This window comes from Arthrobacter sp. Y3221159 (genome assembly GCF_059089885.1).
In genome coordinates this window covers 1-19,327 of the sequence record NZ_JBNHFC010000030.1, presented here as the reverse complement: position 1 = coordinate 19,327, position 19,327 = coordinate 1, and the positions used below count along the sequence as shown (strand labels likewise).

The window sequence follows — 19,327 nt, the reverse complement described above, 5'->3', positions numbered from 1 at the left end:
GCTGATCCTCAGACAACGAACTAGACGCACGCATAAAACTGCTCCCCGGGAGTCGGAACTGAATTTCTCAGTCCAACTCCCGGGGAGCAGTTCACATACGGGCGTCCCTTTTCTTGTTTACGCTTGTTTTTGTTGTACGGGCCTTTTTCCGTGGCGCCCAGCGCGCTACTGCTTGTGCGGCTCTGAACCGTTGGCGGGGCCGCGCCCCAGGTCAATCTGGTCTCGGACATCAGCCAGTTCTGCCCGCAGCAAAGCCACTTCCTCGCAGAGGATCCGCACCTCGTCTTCAGCCTGCGACTGCTCGCGGGAGAGATGGAGGCAAACGCCCACCAGCAGAATCAGCGTCATGATGAACAGAAGGTTCGCCGGTACCTGGATGCCGATGAGCCCGCTGGCTTGTTCGAGGAGCGAGGGAAAAGCAGAAAGGAGCAGGGTGCCTATGCCGATGACAATCCACAGAACGGCATACTTTTCCCGAAGTTTCTGCCGGCGGAGCATCTCGAAGACAAAGAAGAGGATCGCCACGACGACGATGGAGCCCATAAGGAGCGACATATTGGAATCCTAGTTAGTGGACGGCTCGGTTTTCTTCCGCGTCAGGGCAAACAGCAAGGCCATTCCTGAGCGTCCGAGGTATACGGCGGCCTTTATTGGATCGTGGCTGGGGGTGCCGCCCTGGCGGGCACGCATCGAGACCGCGACCTGCCTGACAGTACAGCCGGAGCGGATCGCAACAACCAGCGAATCGATGGTGTCGCCAAGATACTCCGCCGGATAGTGGTCAACGTACTGGCGGATCGCTTTCATGTTTGCTGCCCGGAACCCGGAGGTAACGTCCGTAAGCGTCGTACCGGCCACCCGGGAGATCGTCCACGCCAGTACTTTCATGGCCCATTTCCGCGGGCCGCGTACCGTGTAGTTGCCCTTGTCGGCGAACCGGGCCCCGATGGCGATGTCGGCATGCTGGAGACCGTCGAGCACAGCCTTGATATCGCGGGGATCATGCTGGCCGTCCGCGTCGACCTGGATGACCTGGCTGTAGCCGTGGCTTTTCGCATACTTGAAGCCGGTCCGCATTGCGCCGCCCACGCCCATGTTGAACGGGAGTTGCAGGACAGTAGCCCCTGCCGCCCGGGCAACCTGGGCTGTATTGTCGCGGGAGCCGTCATCGACGACCAGGACATCGCATGGAGGACCGAATTCGAAGACTTCCCGGATGGTATTTCCGATGGCCTCGGACTCGTTCCACGCGGGCATGATGACGAGTGTGTCGGGGGTGCGGGCGGGCACGGTCACTGTTTGATCAGTCCATTCTTGATGTAGGACTCCAGGCGGGTGCTCGACAGGGGCGGCTCGTACCCGGCTGCCTTGATCTTGGTCAGGTCCAGCACGCTGTTGAGGGGACGGGGCGCTGCTTCCTTGCCCTTGAAATATTCGGCAGTGCTGACGCCGGTCACAGCGGCCCGCTCCTTGCCGGACAATTCGTACACATCGGCCGCGAGGTCAGCCCAGGATTGCGGCTCGCCGTCACTGCTGAGGTTGTAGGTCCCATACTCCGCACCGGAATCAATCAGGTGGCGGATGCCAGCGGCAATGTCCTCCGTGAAGCTGAGACGGCCAATCTGATCGTTGACGACGGAGGGCTCGATGCCTCGGTCAGCCAGTGATGCCATGGTACGTACGAAGTTGTTCCCGTCACCGATGACCCAGCTGGTGCGGACAATGTAGTGGCGGGGCACCACCTGGACAATCGCGTCACCGGCGGCCTTCGTCTGGCCATATACGCCAAGCGGGGTAAAGGGCTCGTCCTCGCTGTGGAGGACCTGGGCGCCGTCGAAAACGTAGTCAGAGGAAACATGGACCAGTGTGAGGTCATGCTCGACAGCGGTCCTGGCCAGTGCGGACACGGCCGCAACGTTGACGGACCAGGCTTCGGCGCGTCCCTGCGGGGATTCTGCAGCATCAACCGCCGTGTAGGCGGCCGCATTGATGATGGTGGAGTAGTTCTTCCAGTTCCGGCCGGCGAAGGAATCCGGGCTGCCCAGATCGAAGTCGGAGCGGCCGGCGAACTCGACCGAACGGTCTCCTTCGAAGAGGTTCCGGAGGGCTTTGCCCAATTGCCCGTTCGCGCCCACAACCAGGGTCTTCTTCGGCGGCATCGGCACGACGTCGGCCAGACGTGGATGCGCCTTATCCTTGTCGGACAGTTCCGCCTGGCCCAATGGGATGGGCCAGGGGACCGCGACCGTCTCGTCTGCAAGGTTCAGAAACGTGTACTGGCTTTGGGCATCGGCTGACCAGTGGTCGTTCACAAGGTAGGTGTAAGCCGTGTTGTCCTCAAGCGTCTGGAACGCGTTACCCACGCCTCGCGGAATGAAAATAGCCTGGCTCGGATCCAGTTCAGCAGTAAAAACAGTGCCAAATGACGGGCCTTGGCGAAGATCGACCCAGGCGCCAAAGATTTTGCCGGTGGCTACCGAAATGAACTTGTCCCACGGCTCGGCGTGGATGCCGCGGGTGGTTCCTGCCTTCTCATTGAACGAGATGTTGTTTTGGACCGGGCGGAAATCCGGGAGCCCAAGGGCTACCATCTTCTCGCGCTGCCAGTTTTCCTTGAACCAGCCCCGGTTGTCGCCGTGCACCGGGAGGTCGTAAAGAACGACGCCGGGGATAGGGGTCTCGCGGGCAGCGAGCTTTTTCGAGAATTCCAAAGGCATGGACTACTGGCCCTGTTCCTTGTATTTGGCTTCGGTGGCTGCTTTCTGCGGCCGCCACCAGTTCTCGTTGTCGCGGTACCAGGCTATGGTGTCTTCGATGCCTGCGTCGAAGTTGGAGAACCGGGGTTCCCAGCCGAGTTCATCGCGGAGCTTGGTGGAGTCGATGGCGTAGCGCAGGTCGTGTCCGGGCCGGTCTACCACGTGGTCGTAGGCGTCCGGGGACTGGCCCATGTGCTTGAGGATCAGTTCGACGACGTCCTTGTTGTTCTTTTCGCCGTCGGCGCCGATCAGGTAGGTTTCGCCGATCCTGCCCTTGGCGATGATGGCAAGGACTGCCGAGGAGTGGTCGTTGGCGTGGATCCAGTCACGGACGTTTTCGCCCTTGCCGTAGAGCTTGGGCCGGACGCCGTCGATCACGTTGGTAATCTGCCGGGGGATGAACTTTTCCACGTGCTGGTACGGGCCGTAGTTGTTGGAGCAGTTGCTGATGGTCGCCTGCAGCCCGAAGGACCGCACCCAGGCCCGGACCAGCAGGTCAGAGCCTGCCTTCGTTGAGGAGTACGGGCTGGAGGGGTTGTACGGGGTCTGCTCGGTGAACCGCTCGGGGTCATCCAGTTCCAGGTCGCCGTACACCTCGTCGGTGGAGATGTGGTGGAAGCGCTTGTTGTGCTTCCGGGCAGCCTCGATCAGGGTGTAGGTGCCGATGATGTTCGTGTCCAGGAACGGGCGCGGGTCATGCAGCGAGTTGTCGTTGTGCGATTCGGCGGCGTAGTGGACCACCACGTCCGTGGCGGCGACGAGCCCCTCCACCAGGGCGGCGTCGGCGATATCACCCTGGACAAAGGTGAAACGGTCCTCGGGAAGGCCGCGGAGTGATTCCAGGTTGCCTGCGTAGGTCAGCTTGTCCAGAACGGTCACATGGTCATCGGTGTTATCAAGTACGTAATGGACGAAGTTGGAACCGATGAACCCGGCACCGCCGGTAACAAGAAGTCGCTGCATAATTCCCAAGAGTACCGGATTTGCCGCGGCAGTTAGCGAAAGGAAAGATGGGGGACATGCGCGGAATAATACTTGCCGGCGGTACCGGCTCCAGGCTTCACCCCATCACTCTGGGCGTCAGTAAGCAGTTGGTCCCGGTCTACGACAAGCCGATGATCTACTACCCGCTATCCACTCTGATCCTTGCCGGCATCCGGGACATCCTGATTATCACCACCCCGCATGACGCCGACCAATTCGAACGGCTGCTGGGGGACGGATCGCGTTTCGGCGTTTCCATCACCTACAAGCAGCAGCCCTCCCCGGATGGCCTGGCGCAGGCCTTCATCCTGGGCGCAGAGCATATTGGCGATGACAACGTTGCCCTCGTCCTGGGTGACAACATTTTCTACGGCCAGGGCATGGGTACGCAGCTGCGCCGGTTCGAAAACATCGACGGCGGAGCGGTCTTCGGTTACTGGGTCGCCGATCCGAAGGCTTACGGAGTGGTTGAATTCGACTCCGAGGGACGGGCTATTTCGCTTGAAGAGAAGCCGGAAAAGCCGAAAAGCCATTACGCGGTTCCTGGTCTTTACTTCTACGATAACGACGTCGTGGAAATTGCCCGGAACCTCAAGCCCTCTGCGAGGGGGGAACTTGAGATCACGGACGTCAACCGGACTTACCTGGACCAGGGAAGGCTGCAGGTGGAAATCCTTCCCCGGGGAACTGCGTGGCTGGACACCGGAACCTTCAACGACCTCAATGACGCCTCCAACTTTGTGCGCACCACCGAGAACCGGCAGGGCCTGAAGATTGGGGCACCCGAGGAAATCGCGTGGCGGCTCGGCTTCCTCACGGACGATGAGCTGCGGGAGCGGGCGGAGCCACTGGTCAAGAGCGGTTACGGCTCCTACCTGATCGACCTTTTGGAGTACGGCCACTAGGCAGTAGGCCCAATAAAGAGGGAGGCGGAACCCGCTGTGCGGGTTCCGCCTCCCTTTTCCTTTCGGTTAGCGCAGGGTGATTCTCGCGCCGCCTGCTGCTGTCCAGGTGATGCTGCCGCCCTGGAACGACTGGCTGCAGGAAGTCCTGTCCGCGGTGCAGGCCTGGCTGTTGGTGGGATACCCCAGGGCCCCGGCTTCGAATCCCTGGCTGGCCCAGCTCTGCTGGATCGGCCCCGGAGTTATCAGGTGGGCGCCGCTGGCGGATGACCACATAACCGTGCCCTTTTCGAAGTTCTGGAAGCAGCCACCATTGCGAAGGCCGCAGATGGTTCCGCTTGTGGGGTAGCCCAGTGAACCGGACTCGTAACCTGTGGCGGCCCACCTTTCCCTGATGGGCGTTGAAGTAAGAGCCTGCGCCCCGGTGGCAGGGGAGTACATCACCGTGCCCTTGGAAAAGTTCTGGAAGCAGCCACTGTTGCGCAGCCCGCAGATCTGCCCGCTGACCGGATAACCGAGTTTGCCGGCCTCAAAACCGGAGCTGACCCATGCGTCCCGGACAGGACCAAACATGACGGCATTGGCTCCGCTGGCCGGCGACCACAGCACCGTTCCCGAGGAGTAATTCTGGAAGCACCCGCCGTCCACGAGTCCGCAGATCACCGCGGATGCCGGGTAACCGAGGGACCCGTTTTCGAAACCTGTCTTTTGCCACAGGTCCCTGATGGGCCCCAGAATGCTCGGCTGGGCACCGGTGGCAGGCGAGTACATCAATGCACCCTTGGTGAACATCTGGAAGCATCCGCCGTCCTTCAGGCCGCAGTGCTGGCCGGACGTTGGATAACCAAGGCTGCCTGCACCCCAGCCTGTGCGTTCCCAGCCGGCCGCCATGGGTCCTGCCGCCACAGTTTGGGGCGGAGTGGTGGCCGAATAGGCGGCCACTCCTTGCTCAAACGGCTGACGGCATTCGGTTTGGACTGCTCCGCAGCTTGCAGGACCGGTCGGATAGCCGAGCCGGCCGTTCTCGAATCCGGATTTCTGCCAGTAATCAAGGATCCGGCCGGTCAGTGTAAATGCCCCGGTGTTGGGGGAGAACAGGAGGGCACCGCCCTGGAACAACTGGTAGCAGCCGCCTCCGCGAAGCCCGCACACCTCTCCCGCTACCGGGAAGCCAATCGGTTCTCCCCTTGTACGGGAGTCTTTCCAGGTTTCTCCCATACCCATGAACACCGGCCAGGCGCCTGAAGTGGAGGTCCAGGCTACAACGCCGCCGCTGAAGTTCTGGGTGCAGGAGGTACTGGTGCAGACGGCTTCCGCGGTCGGGTAGCCGAGCAGCCCGTTCTCGAAGCCCGCGCGGCCCCATGCATCCAGCAACGGGCCGGTTTTCACCAAACGGGCACCCGTCGCCGGGCTCCACAGAACGGAACCGGCCTGGAAGAGCTGGAAGCATCCGCCGTTCTTAAGACCGCAGACCTGGTCGCTCAGCGGATACCCGAGGCCACCGTTTTCGTAGCCCTGCGCCGCCCAGTACTCACGGATAGGTCCGAATGGCACCAGCGCCGCTCCTGTGGCTGGCGACCACATGATGGAACCGCCCTGGTAATTCTGGAAGCAACCGCCATTCTTCAGTCCGCAGATGACGCCTGATACCGGATAACCCATCTGGCCATTTTCGTATCCCTTGCGTGCCCAGGCATCGCGGATCGGTCCTGCAAGGCTGGGTTGTGCCCCCGCCGTGGGAGACCACATGACAACTCCGGTCTCGTATCCACGGAAGCATCCTCCGTCGCGAAGCCCGCACACTATGGACGAAATGGGCGCGCCAAGGGACGGCATGGATGCGCGAAGCGCGTCGATGGCCCTGGTGGCGGCGGGCGGGACTCCGCTTGAGGCAAACGCCTTCAGTCCCGCGTAGTCACCGTTCCAGACGTTGGAGTCACCGGCAAAAGGCCCCGTGCTGCTGTACTGCCAGATGCTGTACGTGCCCCAACTGGCGGTTGGCACAGGTCCGGCGTTGTTGGTGGGGGAACTGGGGTAGGCGGCGACCCAGAGCGGGTAGTCACCGAAGCCGGCCGGGTTGCCTAGGCACTGGTTCCACCAGCTTGTGTTGGTATAGATGACCGGCAGCCTGCCAGTCAGGGACTGCACTGTGTTGCCGAAGTCCCGCACCCAGGTTTGGAGCTGTGCGGGAGACATGTTGTAGCAGGTGTTGCCGAAGTAGAAGCCGTTGATGGTCCGGCCTTCATAGGGATTGAACTCAAAGTCCAAAACCGGCGGCATGGTGTATCCGTCGCCGGACCAGCCGCCACCGTTCTGCACGAAGTAACGGGCCTGGTCCGCACCGGAGGACCAGTTGGGAATCGCGAAGTGGTAGGCGCCGCGGATCATGCCGATATTCCGCGAGCCCTGGAACTGGGAGCCGTAGTAGGGGTTCGTGTAGTAGTTGCCCTCGGTGGCTTTGACGTAGGCGAAACGCGCCCCCATGTTCCACTGGTGCTGCCAGTCTACGCTTGGCTGGTGCCCGCTGACGTCCAGTCCCTGCACACCGAACGTTGGCATCCAGGTGCCTTCGCTTGCCAGCGGTTCCGTACTGAGTTTCTTCAGCGAGTCTGAGCGGGCGGAGGTTACCCGTGCTGAACGCTGCCCCATCTCGGCCCCGCCCACACCGACCGCCTCCGCCATTGACTGCGTCGTCCCGGGGGATGGGGCCGGGGCCTGCGGTTCGCTGGCTTCCGGACTGGCTGCAGCTGGGGATGTGGCCCTGGGCTCCGTGGTCGCCGTCGGAACCGGGGCAGGTGCCGAAGGCTCGGCTGTGCCCGGCGCAGGCGAAGACGTGGCAGGTGCCGGAGCAGGTTCGACGGCGAAGGCGACGCCCGGCAAGCCGGGACCAGCCAGCAAGGAGGTGGCTAAGAGCGCTATTCCCAAGGATTTCCATGAGGGGCGACGGGACTGAGACGGGTTCCGTTTCATAATGGCTCCGGAGACAATGAGGCGCTCAATGAGCCCTCATCTGGGTTGCTGTTCCGGCAGATCCCCCAGGAACGAACCGGACAGATTGTTGATCATTAACGCGCTCACCATAGCACCGTGTTGCTGGTGTAAACAGTGATACCGCTGAGGCACTTGAGAATCTTGTGACTATCCTGCGCTTATCCACAGTTGATACTGAGCACTTGTTGCAGAGCTGGGGGCTCTTTAGGCTTTTACCAAATCGCACTGCGGTCCGCTGGGGAAGGCAGTCGTTTGGGGGAACAATATGGATGCTCTGGCAATTGTCGAGGATGAAGTCCGCGAGCTCATCCGGCGCAGGGGACTTGATCCGTTGAGGCAGGCAGGCGAGGTCCGAAGGCTGGTTGAGGCTGTCGTTGTTGACTACGACGAGCGGGCGCTCACGGGTCCGCTACCGCCGCTTGGCCCTTTGGACACGGCACGCCGGTTCCTTTTTGATGCAGTGGCTGGCTTTGGAATCCTGCAGCCACTGCTCGATGATCCCTCCATAGAAGAGATTTGGCTCAATGCCCCCAATGAAATCTTTGTGGCCAGGAACGGTGAGTCCGAACTGACGTCCCTGAGCCTTTCGGAACAGCAGGTGCGGGATCTAGTGGAGAGGATGCTCAAGAGCTCCGGCCGCCGCCTGGACATGTCCTCCCCGTTCGTGGATGCGGCTTTGCCCGACGGCTCCCGGCTGCACGTAGTGATTCCCGACGTCACGCGCCGGCACTGGGCCGTGAATATCAGAAAGTTCGTTGTCAAAGCCAGCCGGCTCGAACATCTCGTCGAACTGGGCACCCTGACTCCACAATCAGCGCGGTTCCTCGGTGCGGCTGTTTCAAGCGGGCTGAACATCCTGGTGTCAGGGGCCACGCAGGCGGGCAAAACCACCATGCTGAATTGCCTTGCCGCTGGCATTGGAAGCAGGGAGCGGGTCATCACGGTCGAGGAGATCTTCGAGCTGCAGCTCCCGCTGCGCGACGTTGTGGGGCTCCAGTGCCGGCAGCCGAACCTCGAAGGAGAAGGAGAGATCCCACTCCGCCGCCTGGTGAAGGAAGCCCTGCGCATGCGGCCGGACCGCCTTGTTGTGGGAGAAGTCCGCGAGGCGGAGAGCCTGGACATGCTCATTGCGCTCAACTCCGGCCTTCCGGGTATGTGCACCGTCCACGCCAACTCCGCCCACGACGCCGTGACAAAGATCTGCACCCTTCCCCTCTTGGCGGGGGAAAACATCTCATCAGCCTTTGTTGTGCCCACAGTCGCCTCATGCATCGACCTTGTGGTGCACTGCAGCCGGCGGCCGGACGGACGCAGGGAGGTTACCGAAATCTTGTCTCTCGGCCGCCGCGTGGAAAACGGCATCATCGAGTCATCACTTGTTTTCGCCATAACGGACGGGGTCCTGCAGCCCCGCGCCAACAGCATGCCGGCGGCGGAGAAATTCGCGCGCGCAGGCTTCGACGTCGCTGCACTGCTGGATCCGCGATGATTTCTGCCTTGCTGGGGGTAACGACAGGAACAGGGCTGTTCCTCATCTGGTGGTCGCTGTGGGAATCCCCGCAGCCGGGACGCCGAAACCGCAAACCAAGCCGGGTAGCCGATCTCCTGGTTGCGGCAGGGGTGGACAAAGTATCGGTCAGCGGGCTGCTGGGCACCTGCCTGGGCCTTGCTCTGTTCGTGGCCCTGGTCTTCTTCGCGGTCAGCCGCTCCTGGCCCATCGCGGCCTGTTTTGGGCTGTTTGCGGGCTGGCTCCCCGTCACAATCCTGCGATGGCGTGCCAAAAAGAGGACGGCCATGCTTCGTCAGCTGTGGCCGGACGTCGTGGACCACCTGCGTTCCGCCATTCGGGCAGGACTGCCGCTGCCCGAGGCACTGATCCAGCTTGGCGACAAGGGCCCCGAAGAACTACGGCCGGTATTCCGCGAATTCGGCGCGGATTACCGGGCCGGCGGACAGTTCGACGGTTCGCTCAACAAACTCAAGCACAAGCTGGCCGATCCCGTGGCGGACCGCATCGTCGAAGCCTTACGCCTGACGCGGGAAGTGGGCGGCTCCGACCTCGGCAGACTGCTGGGCACACTAAGCGAGTTTTTGCGCGAGAGCGCCCGCACCCGCAGTGAACTGGAAGCACGGCAGTCCTGGACCATAAACGCCGCACGGCTGGCTGTAGCGGCACCGTGGGTCGTCATGATCCTGCTGGCCACCCGGCCGGAGGCAGTGCAGGCCTACAACACGCCGGCGGGCGCCGCGGTACTGCTCGGCGGCCTCGTTGTTTCCCTGATCTGCTACTCCATCATGCTGAAAATAGGGGCCCTGCCCGAGGAAGAGCGGGTGCTCCGGTGACTGTTGCCTCGCCAGCCGCCATCGTCTGTGGAACACTTCTGGGCATTGGCCTGTGGCTCGTCATCTTTAGGTCGCCGTATATGCGGGCAACGACGTTTGCGGAGCGGATTGAGCCCCAGCTCAAGTCCCAGAACCTGGAGTCGCGGCTGCTGCGTACCGGAGAGCAGACAGTTACCCCGTTCGGCCCGCTCGAAAGGATTCTACGCCCCGTCATACGCGACCTGCTGACCGCGCTCGGAAAGTTGAATCCCTCACCGGGGGCCACCGTCCGCCGGCTTGCGCAGGCCGGAATCGGCAAGCCGACCATTGATTTCAGGGCAGAACAACTCCTCTGGGCGGCAGCGGGGTTTGCGGCGGCCCTGGGTTTGACGTTGGTCGGTGCAGCCGCGGGACGGTTCAACGCGCTGTTCGCGGCCTTGGCCGTCCTCGGCAGTGCCATCGGCGGTTTCATGCTGCGGGACTACTGGCTGGGGGTCCAGGTCCGGCGCCGGGAGGCGAAGATGATGGCTGAATTCCCAAGCCTGGCAGAACTCATGGCGCTGGCTGTGGGTGCAGGGGAGAGCGCGACCGGCGCCCTGGACCGGGTCTCCCGGAGCGCCAAGGGCGAACTGGCGAAAGAGTTTTCCAGGATCCTCGCAGAGACGAGGGCCGGCAAGCCACTCGTGCTGGCACTGCAGGAGTTCTCAGCACGAACCGATCTGGCCCCGCTGGTCAGATTCGTAGACGGCATCATTGTGGCAGTCGAACGGGGCACGCCTTTGGCCGACGTGCTTCGCGCCCAGGCACAGGATGTGCGCGATACCGCCAAGCGCGACCTGATGGAGTCCGCCGGCAAGAAGGAAATCGCCATGATGGTGCCACTAGTCTTCGGCGTGCTTCCGCTGACAGTCGTGTTCACCGTTTTCCCCGGCATCGCGGCCATCAGCCTGGGCTTCTAGTTCTTGAAATCAACACCGGGTGCCTGGCCCGGGCCCGTGACACTGAAAACTGGACTACCGAAAAAGGAAGAGGACGAAGGATGAAAAACCTGGGAATGCGCTGCGGGATGTTGCTTCTGGCGCTCGCAGCCGCGCGCCGCCCTGCCACCGACCACCCCGAGCGGGGCGACGTACCTGGCTGGGTGATGATCACGCTGATGTCCGCCGTCCTTGTTGCTGCCCTCCTGGCGCTCGCGGGACCAGCCCTGGAGACAATGTTCAACCAGGCAATGGACAAGGTGGGCAGCTAAAGCACATGACGAAGTCCGGCCGCGGGGCCCTAACGGCCCGCCAGGTACCCGCGCCCAGGGAACAGGGCTCGGCCGTGGTGGACTTTGTCCTGGTGGGTGGACTGCTCACGATGTTTTTCCTCGCCGTCATTCAGCTGACATTGGTTCTGCACGTCCGCAACACCCTCATTGATGCCGCCGCCTCAGGTGCCCGCTACGGGACGCTTGCTGACCGAAGTGCCGCCGACGCTGAAGAGCGGAGCCGCGCCCTCATCGCCACCGCGCTGAACCCTGGCTTTGCCGAACAGGTCAGCACCAGCGAAGTGACCGTCCGGGGCATCCGCACACTGGAAGTGACAGTGCGGGCGCCCATGCCCGTCATTGGCTTGATTGGTCCGCGGGACATGCTGGAGGTGAAAGGCCATGCGGCCCTGCAGCCCTGACGGAATGCGCCGGCTCGAAAACCGCCTGCAGGATGTGCTGTTCCCGGGACCGGGGACGGACAACAGAGAGCAGGGGAGCGCCGTGGTTGAGTTCACCTTCCTTGGCCTCCTCCTGATGGTCCCGCTGGTGTACTTCATCATCACCGTGGGACAGATCCAGGGCGGTTCTCTTGCCGTTGTGGGCGCGGCAGACCAAGCCGCCAAAGTCTACGTAGCGCAGCCCAATGCACCCACGGCCCGGACCGCCGCGGAACAGGCCGCGGCCCTGGCAATTGCCGACTTTGGGCACGGCCCTGAACAGGCACAGGTTTCCATCAGCTGCAGCCCTGCCGACTGCCAGGCCCCGGGAACCGCGGTCACCACAACCGTCAGCCTTACCATCCCCTTGCCATTCATCCCCTTCGGTGACGGCCTCCGGCTCTCAGCAACCGAGGTAGAGGCATCGGCAACCCAACTGGTGGGCAGGTTCCGGTGAAAACCAGCAAGCCCGGTGAAGACGGCCAGATGATGGTGATGATCCTCGGGTTCGTTGCCGTGGCCCTGCTGGTCGCAACGGTCATGATCGGCATCACCGCGGTCTACCTGGAGCACAAACGGCTCCTGTCACTCGCGGATGGTGCCTCCCTCGCGGCAGCAGACAGCTACGCACTCGGCGAAGTCGAGTCACACGGGGAAAGCCCGTCTGCCATCCTCAACCCGGCCCGCGTCCGGAATGTCGCTGCTGACTTTGTCGCCAGGACCCCGTCAGCGGAACGTTTTGATGACCTTGCTGTAGCCGGGGCAACGGGATCGCCCGACGGTTCCACCGCCGTCGTGGTCCTCACCGCTGCCGTGCACCCGCCAGTAGTGAACTTCCTGGTCCCCGGCGGCATTCCAATCGAAGCGACGTCGACGGCGCGCTCCCGGCTGACTCGATGACCTCCGCCCGGCATCCCCACATGGCGTTCAGGGACGGGACAGCACCCGGGCAAGGGCCACGGGACGGATAGCGTAGGCTTAAACAACCATGGCCAATATTGATTTTTCCGCTGAAATCCGCGCGCTCCGCGCCACTTACGCTTCCATCGAACGCGTCACTGACGTTGAGGCACTCAAGGAAGACATCGCCGAACTGAGCGAGCGGGCAGGGGAGCCGGACCTGTGGGACGACCCCGCCGCGGCGCAGAAAATCACCTCCAGGTTGTCCCACCGCCAGTCCGAGCTGGAACGCCTCACCAGCCTGGAGTCCCGTATCGACGACCTCGAGGTCCTGGTGGAACTGGGCCAGGACGAGGATGACGCCGACTCCATGGGAGAGGCGGCCACGGAACTGGAGTCAATCCGCAAGGCCCTCAAGGAACTCGAAGTCGTGACACTGCTGTCCGGCGAATACGACGAGCGCGAGGCCGTCGTTTCAATCCGCGCAGGTGCCGGCGGCGTGGATGCCGCCGACTTTGCCGAAATGCTGCTCCGGATGTACCTCCGTTGGGCCGAACGCCACGGATACCCCACCACCGTCATGGACACGTCCTACGCGGAGGAGGCCGGACTGAAGTCGGCAACCTTCGAAGTGAAGGCGCCGTATGCCTTTGGCACGCTCAGCGTCGAGGCCGGAACCCACCGCCTGGTCCGGATCAGCCCGTTCGACAACCAGGGCCGGCGGCAGACCTCCTTCGCGGCCGTGGAGGTCATCCCGCTGATCGAGCAGACTGATTCCATCGAGATCCCGGACAACGAAATCCGTGTTGACGTCTTCCGGTCTTCCGGCCCGGGCGGCCAGTCCGTGAACACCACGGACTCGGCAGTGCGCCTCACGCACATTCCCACGGGCACCGTGGTGTCCATGCAGAATGAAAAGTCGCAGCTGCAGAACCGTGCGGCGGCCATGCGCGTGCTGCAGTCCAGGCTGCTCCTCCTCAAGAAGGAACAGGAAGACGCCGAAAAGAAGGCACTGGCCGGCGACGTCAAGGCCTCCTGGGGCGACCAGATGCGCTCCTACGTCCTCAACCCGTACCAGATGGTCAAGGACCTCCGGACCGAACACGAAGTCGGCAACACGTCGGCTGTGTTCGATGGCGAGATCGATGACTTCATCGACGCCGGAATCCGCTGGCGCACCGACAACCGCAACGCCGCAAAGTAGGGGTGCCTCGGGCCCCGCGAGCCACGGATCCAGCGACACGCCCCCTGAAAACGATGTAATGCGCGGGCCTTCCTGCGTATAGTCGAGGGGCCGGGGCCCTATTTCCCCAACAGAAACCCGTGCACCGGCTGCAGAACTGGGCTGCATTCGTAAGGATCGGCCATGCCCTGCAGGGTACTTAGGGCCATGATCCGATTCGAAAATGTCACCAAGGTCTACGACCAGAAAGCCCGGCCTGCGCTGGACTCGGTCAACCTTGAGATTGACCGCGGCGAATTCGCCTTCCTCGTCGGCGCATCAGGCTCCGGCAAGTCCACGTTCCTCCGCCTGGTGCTAAAGGAAGACCGTGCCACCTCCGGCGCCGTCTACGTCGCCGGGCAGAACGTGGCCAAGATTTCCAGTTGGCGGGTACCTCGGCTCCGGCGCGGCATCGGCGTCGTCTTCCAGGACTTCCGGCTCCTGCCCCAAAAGAATGTGTTCGCCAACGTGGCGTTTGCCATGCAGGTCATCGGCAAGAGCCGCAGCGTTATTCGGGACACCGTTCCCGAGGTGCTCAAGACCGTGGGGCTGGAGGGCAAGGAACACCGCATGCCCCACGAGCTCTCCGGCGGTGAGCAGCAGCGCGTGGCCATTGCCCGCGCCGTCGTCAACCGGCCCGGAATCCTCCTCGCCGACGAACCCACCGGAAACCTCGACCCCACCACGTCCATGGGCATCATGGGCGTCCTGGACAAGATCAACCAGAACGGCACCACCGTTGTGATGGCCACGCACGACGACGACATCGTCAACGAGATGCGCAAACGCGTGGTGGAACTCCAGAACGGCGTGGTCATCCGTGACGAGGCCAAGGCCCTGTACACCTCAATGATCCCCGTCGTGGGACAGTCACGCAGGCTCAAGGACGCCAGCGGCAGGGAAGAACCCCGCGCCGGCCTGCCGGGCGACGGACGCGAAGGCGGGGCGCAGCGATGAGGCTAGCATTCATCCTCTCCGAGATCGGCAGCGGCCTGCGGCGCAACCTGTCCATGGTGGTCTCCGTCATCCTGGTCACCTTCGTGTCGCTGACGTTCGTGGGCGCCGCCGGCATGCTGCAGATGCAGATCAACCAGATGAAGGGCTACTGGTACGACAAAGTCCAGGTGGCCATCTTCCTGTGCAGTGAAGGTTCGACGGCGGCCGGTTGCGCGGGCGGGCCCGTCACCCCGGAACAGCAGGAGAGCCTGAACAGCCTCCTGGAGTCACCGGCGGTTGCGCAGTACATCAACGACTTCCAGTACGAGTCCAAGGAAGAGGCCTACAAGCACTTCAAGGACCAGTTCTCCAACTCGCCCATTGTGGACTCCGTGACCCCGGACCAGCTGCCGGCGTCGTTCCGGATCAACATGAAGGACCCGGAGAAGTACCAGATCATCAGCGAAACCTTCTCGTCCCAGCCGGGCGTGGAAACGGTCATCGACCAGCGCCAGCTCCTGGAGCGCCTGTTCTCGGTCATGAACGGCGCCTCCTTGGTGGCTGTCAGCATCGCCGGTGTCATGATCGTCTGCGCCATTCTCCTCATCGCCACCACCATCCGGCTTTCCGCGTTCAGCCGGCGCCGGGAGACGGGCATCATGCGGCTGGTGGGCGCCTCGAAGACGGTCATCCAGTTGCCCTTCATCCTGGAGGGTGTCATCGCCGCCGTAATCGGTGCGGCCCTGGCCTCCGGAACGTTGTGGGCCGTTGCCCACTTCTTCCTGGGCGAATACATGTCCGAGCAATACCCGGATACTGCGTTCATCTCGTCCGGGCAAACCCTTATTCTCGCTCCTGCCCTGCTAATCCTTGGCGGATCCTTGGCTGGAATTTCGTCTCTCTTGACCTTGCGCCGATACCTTCGCGTCTAGGTATGCAAACCAAACAAGGAATGCCCATGAATCCAACTGATCAGACGTCCCACCGCTCCCTCAAGAGGGCGCGCGGCAGGGCGCGCCGGACAGGTGTCCTCAGCGGCGTGCTTGCCGTGGTTCTCGCCGCAGGACTGGCATCGTCCACGCCTGCGGCTTTCGCCGGCGAGCTTGAAGATCGCCAAAAAGCCCTTGAGGCCGAAGCGGCACGGGTCCAGCAGTCCCTGGAGTTCGTGGATTCGCGCATTGCGAAGGCAGCGAGTGACCTGGTCATTTACCAGGGCCAGCTGCCCGGCGCCCAGCAGGCCCTCCTTGAAGCGCAGGGCCGTGTGGCCAGTGCAGTCAAAGAGGTGGAAGCCCTCTCGGCGCGGGTAGATATGGCGCAGCAGAACAAGGCGAAGATCACCCAGCAGCTGGAGACAGACAAGCAGAAGATCGCCGATACCAAGAAGCTCATCGGGCAGATTGCCACGCAGGCCTACAAGTCCGGAGGCGTGCCGTCCAACCTGTCCCTGTTCTTCGGTTCCAATAACGGCGGCAGCCTGACCGAGACCATGGATTTGGCGGACCAGGCCATGCGCAGCCAGAACGCCGCAATGGACAAGCTCTCGCAGCAGAGCGCATCGAACGTCAACTCCGAAGCCCGCCTGCAGGCCGTGGAGGCGGAGATCAAGGACCTCAAGGCCAAAGCTGACGCCGCCCTCGAGCGGGAGAAGGCAGCGCGCGACGAAGCCGAGGCCAAAAAGGCGCAGGTGGACCAGCTCATTGCTGACACTGTCCGCCTTGACGCCGAACTTCAGGCCGCCAAGCCGGGCATCCAGTCGCAGCTGGCAAACGTGCAGGCGAGCCAGAACGCCGTTGCCGCCGAAATCCAGGAACGTGACCGGAGGCTCCGCGAAGCCTGGGAAGCCGAGCAGCGGAGGAAAGCCGAAGCCGCTGCCGCAGCAGCTGCAGCTGCTGCTGCGGCGGCAGCTGCAGCCAAGGGGCAGGCGCCCCCGCCGCCCCCGCCGGTGCAGTCATTCATGCCGCCGGTGGGATCGCCGTCGGCATTCGGACTCCGCCACCCCTTTAACGGTGGAGTTCCCATCACCTCCGGCTTCGGCTGGCGGGCGACGCCTCCCGGAACCATCGACTTCTATGGCCAGGGCGGCTACCTGCATACCGGTATCGACTTCGGTGCGGCCTGCGGTACTCCGGTTTATGCCGCAGCGGCAGGCGAAGTCTTCGGCTCGGGCTGGAGCTCCGCGGACGGCGGTGGATGGCGGGTGAAGATCTCCCATGGATTGGTGGAGGGCAACACCCTGAACACCATCTACTACCACAACGCAAGCATCGTGGTGTCGAACGGCCAGCGGGTTTCCCAGGGACAACTGATTGCCTACTCCGGCAACACCGGCAACTCAACCGGCTGCCACTCCCACTTTGAAACCTGGCTCAACGGCTCCGCCGTCGACCCAATGGGACTGCTGTAGCCGCATCACGGCCCTGCCGTAAACTGGTATGACTCCGCGCCGGACCGGCCCGGAGGACATCGGACCTGAAAACTGAGGAGCTCTCCCGTGCCTAAAGAAAGTGGCCGTAAAGTGGTGGCCACCAACCGGAAGGCCCGGCATGACTACCACGTGCTGGACACCTACGAGGCTGGCATCGCGCTCATGGGAACTGAAGTGAAGTCCCTGCGCGAAGGACACGCTTCGATGGTGGATGGTTTCTGCACGTTCTACAACGACGAGCTGTGGATGGAAGCTATCCACATCCCCGAATACAACCAGGGCAGCTGGACCAACCATGCCGCACGGCGGCGCCGGAAGCTGCTGCTGCACCGCGAGGAGCTCATCAAGATCTCCCACAAGGTGCGCGAATCGGGCTACACCATTGTGCCGCTGCAGCTGTATTTCGTGGACGGCCGCGCCAAGGTGGAGATCGGTGTGGCGCGGGGCAAGCGCGAGTACGACAAGCGCCAGACGCTGCGCGAACAGCAGGACAACCGGGAGGCGCAGCGGGAAATGCGGGAACGCAACCGGCGCAAGTAGGAATGGATCCCGGAGAACGTGCGTTACTATAGATAGTCCGGTGGGATGCCCGCCGGTTTGGTAACAAAATATGGGGATGATCGGTTTCGACGGTGTTTGTCGCGACAGGTGAAGCGGGCCGAGGATGCAGAATTATCTCGTTAACGCTTTCTGCAAAACAATAAGTGCCAAACAAACGCGCACTGACTTCGCTCTTGCTGCCTAAGCAGTAAGACAGTCCGTCAGCCCGGGGTTGCTATCGCCCCGGTTCCTGGCGTCATTTAGATAGCCACTGCTGTTTGCTCCCGTCATCGGAGTAAACGGGACTCTTAGATGACTGGGCCCGGATCAGCCAGCTGTTTGCAGCATGGCTGGGGCCGAGAAAATCCGACGCAAACTGCGCCCGGAGAAGCCCTGACAACACGACATCGGACGGGGGTTCAATTCCCCCCATCTCCACCAAAAAAGCCCCGGATTTCCGGGGCTTTTTTATTGTCTGTGCACGCAAGTACGGTGGCTGTGCACTCAAAGAGGGGGAAGTACCGATGGCAAGCATCGTTGAACGCAGGAACAAGAACTCGACCAGCTACCTCCTGCGGTGGCGCTACGAGGGCGTGCAGGACAACATGACGCTGGACACGAGGGAGAAGGCCGAGTTCTGGAAGGCGCTCCTCGAGGCCAACGACCATTCCCTTGCTGCCGCCCAACGGGCGGTGGATAACGCCAACGTCAGCGGTCCCACCGTGCTCCAACTGCTGCACAAGCACATCAGCCTTCTCACCGGCGTCGGAGGTGACCAGATGGGCCGCTACAAACAGTCCATCAGCCACCACTTCGCCGGGACCTCCCTCGGCCGGATGCCCGTCGCCTCGGTCACCCACGAGGACGTCATCCTCTGGGTCAAGGGCATGCAGGCCAAGCCCGGCAGGAGGCCCGGCACGACCATGGCGGCCAAGACCATCGCCAACCACCACGGCCTCCTCTCCGCTGCGTTCACCACGGCCGAGCTGCTGGGGTACCGGCAAGGGAACCCGTCCAAGGGCATCAAGCTCCCGAAAGACTCCAAGGGCGGCGACAAGATGCGGTTCATGACCAAGGAAGAGTTCCGCGCCCTGGACGCCGCAATGGACCCGTTCTTCCGGCCGTTCTTCAACTTCCTCGTGGACACCGGCCTACGCTTCGGGGAGGCCACCGCGCTCCGGGCAGAGGACTTCGAACTGGACGCGGAAGTACCCGTCGTCAGGGTCAACAAGGCCTGGAAGGAAGACGAGTCCGGGGCCTACTACATCGGCCCGCCGAAGACCGAACGCTCCTGGCGTACCGTGCCGATGGCTCACTCCACCGCGGAGCTCGTGCGCGCCAGCGTGGAGGCCGCCGGCGAAGGGCTGGTGTTCACCCTCAAGCGCGGCGGTCCCATGCGCTCAGGGGCCACCTACAACCGGGCCTGGGAACCAGCATGGAAGAAGACCGGCGTACCCAAGGACCGTTGGGCTCGGATCCACGACCTCCGGCACACCCACGCCTCATGGATGATCGAAGGCGGCATGGACCTCTTCCAGCTGTCCTACCGCCTCGGGCACCAATCCACCCTGACCACGGACTCCCGGTACGCGCACCTCATGCCCTCGTCCAGACAGTCCGGCGCCGCCATCGCAACCGCTGCGCTGGCCCGCTAGAACTG

19 protein-coding genes and 1 other RNA gene are annotated in these 19,327 nt (G+C 62.8%); 15 read left to right on the top strand and 5 right to left on the bottom strand.

Going from position 1 to position 19,327, the window contains the following annotated elements; translation table 11 throughout:
- Positions 1–165: 165 nt before the first annotated feature.
- Genes AC5RT3_RS19835 through rfbB form a run of 4 tightly spaced genes read right to left on the bottom strand, consistent with a single transcriptional unit; the run spans position 166 to position 3,719 of the window.
- Positions 166–555: a DUF2304 domain-containing protein gene (locus AC5RT3_RS19835; RefSeq protein WP_494125047.1), complete on the bottom strand. Its 390-nt coding sequence runs from the start codon at positions 553–555 to the stop codon at positions 166–168.
- 9 nt (positions 556–564) lie between these two features.
- Entirely contained in the window at positions 565–1,290 is a 726-nt protein-coding gene (locus tag AC5RT3_RS19830) for a glycosyltransferase family 2 protein (RefSeq protein ID WP_494050813.1), read from the bottom strand.
- A 2-nt stretch (positions 1,291–1,292) separates the two neighbouring features.
- On the bottom strand, positions 1,293–2,717 hold the full coding sequence (locus AC5RT3_RS19825; protein WP_494125046.1) for a sugar nucleotide-binding protein: 1,425 nt from the start codon (positions 2,715–2,717) through the stop codon (positions 1,293–1,295).
- A gap of 3 nt (positions 2,718–2,720) precedes the next feature.
- Entirely contained in the window at positions 2,721–3,719 is a 999-nt protein-coding gene (gene rfbB / locus AC5RT3_RS19820; protein WP_494125045.1) for a dTDP-glucose 4,6-dehydratase, read from the bottom strand.
- A 56-nt stretch (positions 3,720–3,775) separates the two neighbouring features.
- On the opposite strand from rfbB, the gene rfbA reads away from it, so the two are divergent.
- Positions 3,776–4,645 (top strand): glucose-1-phosphate thymidylyltransferase RfbA, encoded by an 870-nt coding sequence (gene rfbA / locus AC5RT3_RS19815; RefSeq protein ID WP_494008713.1) that lies wholly within the window; start codon positions 3,776–3,778, stop codon positions 4,643–4,645.
- A 66-nt stretch (positions 4,646–4,711) separates the two neighbouring features.
- Here rfbA and AC5RT3_RS19810 read toward each other — a convergent pair whose 3' ends face one another.
- Positions 4,712–7,612: a GH25 family lysozyme gene (locus tag AC5RT3_RS19810; RefSeq protein ID WP_494125044.1), complete on the bottom strand. Its 2,901-nt coding sequence runs from the start codon at positions 7,610–7,612 to the stop codon at positions 4,712–4,714.
- Positions 7,613–7,898: 286 nt separating this feature from the next.
- Between AC5RT3_RS19810 and AC5RT3_RS19805 the strand changes: the two genes are divergently transcribed.
- The 14 genes from AC5RT3_RS19805 (at position 7,899) to AC5RT3_RS19740 (ending at position 19,322) form a co-directional block, all read left to right on the top strand.
- Positions 7,899–9,122, top strand: coding sequence for a TadA family conjugal transfer-associated ATPase (locus tag AC5RT3_RS19805; protein WP_494125043.1), 1,224 nt, complete (start codon positions 7,899–7,901; stop codon positions 9,120–9,122).
- Positions 9,119–9,976, top strand: coding sequence for a type II secretion system F family protein (locus tag AC5RT3_RS19800; protein WP_494050809.1), 858 nt, complete (start codon positions 9,119–9,121; stop codon positions 9,974–9,976). The genes AC5RT3_RS19805 and AC5RT3_RS19800 overlap by 4 nt, the downstream gene beginning before the upstream one ends.
- A complete protein-coding gene (locus AC5RT3_RS19795) occupies positions 9,973–10,914 on the top strand; it encodes a type II secretion system F family protein (protein WP_494125042.1) in 942 nt (313 codons plus the stop codon). The genes AC5RT3_RS19800 and AC5RT3_RS19795 overlap by 4 nt, the downstream gene beginning before the upstream one ends.
- A gap of 80 nt (positions 10,915–10,994) precedes the next feature.
- Positions 10,995–11,204, top strand: coding sequence for a hypothetical protein (locus tag AC5RT3_RS19790; RefSeq protein ID WP_009356857.1), 210 nt, complete (start codon positions 10,995–10,997; stop codon positions 11,202–11,204).
- 5 nt (positions 11,205–11,209) lie between these two features.
- Positions 11,210–11,626: a TadE/TadG family type IV pilus assembly protein gene (locus tag AC5RT3_RS19785; RefSeq protein ID WP_494008689.1), complete on the top strand. Its 417-nt coding sequence runs from the start codon at positions 11,210–11,212 to the stop codon at positions 11,624–11,626.
- Entirely contained in the window at positions 11,607–12,101 is a 495-nt protein-coding gene (locus AC5RT3_RS19780) for a hypothetical protein (protein WP_494125041.1), read from the top strand. The genes AC5RT3_RS19785 and AC5RT3_RS19780 overlap by 20 nt, the downstream gene beginning before the upstream one ends.
- Positions 12,102–12,130: 29 nt before the next feature.
- Positions 12,131–12,544 carry a pilus assembly protein TadG-related protein gene (locus tag AC5RT3_RS19775; protein ID WP_494125048.1) on the top strand — a complete coding sequence of 138 codons (414 nt, stop codon included), beginning with the start codon at positions 12,131–12,133 and terminating at the stop codon, positions 12,542–12,544.
- An 88-nt stretch (positions 12,545–12,632) separates the two neighbouring features.
- Positions 12,633–13,748: a peptide chain release factor 2 gene (prfB, locus tag AC5RT3_RS19770; RefSeq protein WP_494103102.1), complete on the top strand. Its 1,116-nt coding sequence runs from the start codon at positions 12,633–12,635 to the stop codon at positions 13,746–13,748.
- Positions 13,749–13,934: 186 nt separating this feature from the next.
- On the top strand, positions 13,935–14,723 hold the full coding sequence (gene ftsE, locus AC5RT3_RS19765; protein ID WP_494125040.1) for a cell division ATP-binding protein FtsE: 789 nt from the start codon (positions 13,935–13,937) through the stop codon (positions 14,721–14,723).
- Positions 14,720–15,634 carry a permease-like cell division protein FtsX gene (ftsX, locus tag AC5RT3_RS19760; protein WP_494008685.1) on the top strand — a complete coding sequence of 305 codons (915 nt, stop codon included), beginning with the start codon at positions 14,720–14,722 and terminating at the stop codon, positions 15,632–15,634. The genes ftsE and ftsX overlap by 4 nt, the downstream gene beginning before the upstream one ends.
- Positions 15,635–15,660: 26 nt before the next feature.
- On the top strand, positions 15,661–17,106 hold the full coding sequence (locus tag AC5RT3_RS19755) for a peptidoglycan DD-metalloendopeptidase family protein (RefSeq protein WP_494050792.1): 1,446 nt from the start codon (positions 15,661–15,663) through the stop codon (positions 17,104–17,106).
- Positions 17,107–17,193: 87 nt separating this feature from the next.
- Positions 17,194–17,667 carry an SsrA-binding protein SmpB gene (gene smpB, locus AC5RT3_RS19750; RefSeq protein ID WP_494008683.1) on the top strand — a complete coding sequence of 158 codons (474 nt, stop codon included), beginning with the start codon at positions 17,194–17,196 and terminating at the stop codon, positions 17,665–17,667.
- Between the two features lie 72 nt (positions 17,668–17,739).
- Positions 17,740–18,108: a transfer-messenger RNA gene (gene ssrA / locus AC5RT3_RS19745) on the top strand.
- Positions 18,109–18,191: 83 nt separating this feature from the next.
- A complete protein-coding gene (locus tag AC5RT3_RS19740; protein ID WP_494125039.1) occupies positions 18,192–19,322 on the top strand; it encodes a tyrosine-type recombinase/integrase in 1,131 nt (376 codons plus the stop codon).
- Positions 19,323–19,327 lie beyond the last annotated feature (5 nt).

Bases quoted from the DNA above. Each gene is read 5' to 3' on its own strand.
- AC5RT3_RS19835 (WP_494125047.1), bottom strand. From the start codon at position 555: ATGTCGCTCCTTATGGGCTCCATCGTCGTCGTGGCGATCCTCTTCTTT.
- AC5RT3_RS19825 (WP_494125046.1), bottom strand. From the start codon at position 2,717: ATGCCTTTGGAATTCTCGAAAAAGCTCGCTGCCCGCGAGACCCCTATC.
- rfbB (WP_494125045.1), bottom strand. From the start codon at position 3,719: ATGCAGCGACTTCTTGTTACCGGCGGTGCCGGGTTCATCGGTTCCAAC.
- rfbA (WP_494008713.1), top strand. From the start codon at position 3,776: ATGCGCGGAATAATACTTGCCGGCGGTACCGGCTCCAGGCTTCACCCC.
- AC5RT3_RS19810 (WP_494125044.1), bottom strand. From the start codon at position 7,612: ATGAAACGGAACCCGTCTCAGTCCCGTCGCCCCTCATGGAAATCCTTG.
- AC5RT3_RS19805 (WP_494125043.1), top strand. From the start codon at position 7,899: ATGGATGCTCTGGCAATTGTCGAGGATGAAGTCCGCGAGCTCATCCGG.
- AC5RT3_RS19800 (WP_494050809.1), top strand. From the start codon at position 9,119: ATGATTTCTGCCTTGCTGGGGGTAACGACAGGAACAGGGCTGTTCCTC.
- AC5RT3_RS19790 (WP_009356857.1), top strand. From the start codon at position 10,995: ATGAAAAACCTGGGAATGCGCTGCGGGATGTTGCTTCTGGCGCTCGCA.
- AC5RT3_RS19785 (WP_494008689.1), top strand. From the start codon at position 11,210: ATGACGAAGTCCGGCCGCGGGGCCCTAACGGCCCGCCAGGTACCCGCG.
- AC5RT3_RS19780 (WP_494125041.1), top strand. From the start codon at position 11,607: ATGCGGCCCTGCAGCCCTGACGGAATGCGCCGGCTCGAAAACCGCCTG.
- AC5RT3_RS19775 (WP_494125048.1), top strand. From the start codon at position 12,131: ATGATGGTGATGATCCTCGGGTTCGTTGCCGTGGCCCTGCTGGTCGCA.
- prfB (WP_494103102.1), top strand. From the start codon at position 12,633: ATGGCCAATATTGATTTTTCCGCTGAAATCCGCGCGCTCCGCGCCACT.
- ftsE (WP_494125040.1), top strand. From the start codon at position 13,935: ATGATCCGATTCGAAAATGTCACCAAGGTCTACGACCAGAAAGCCCGG.
- ftsX (WP_494008685.1), top strand. From the start codon at position 14,720: ATGAGGCTAGCATTCATCCTCTCCGAGATCGGCAGCGGCCTGCGGCGC.
- AC5RT3_RS19755 (WP_494050792.1), top strand. From the start codon at position 15,661: ATGAATCCAACTGATCAGACGTCCCACCGCTCCCTCAAGAGGGCGCGC.
- AC5RT3_RS19740 (WP_494125039.1), top strand. From the start codon at position 18,192: ATGGCAAGCATCGTTGAACGCAGGAACAAGAACTCGACCAGCTACCTC.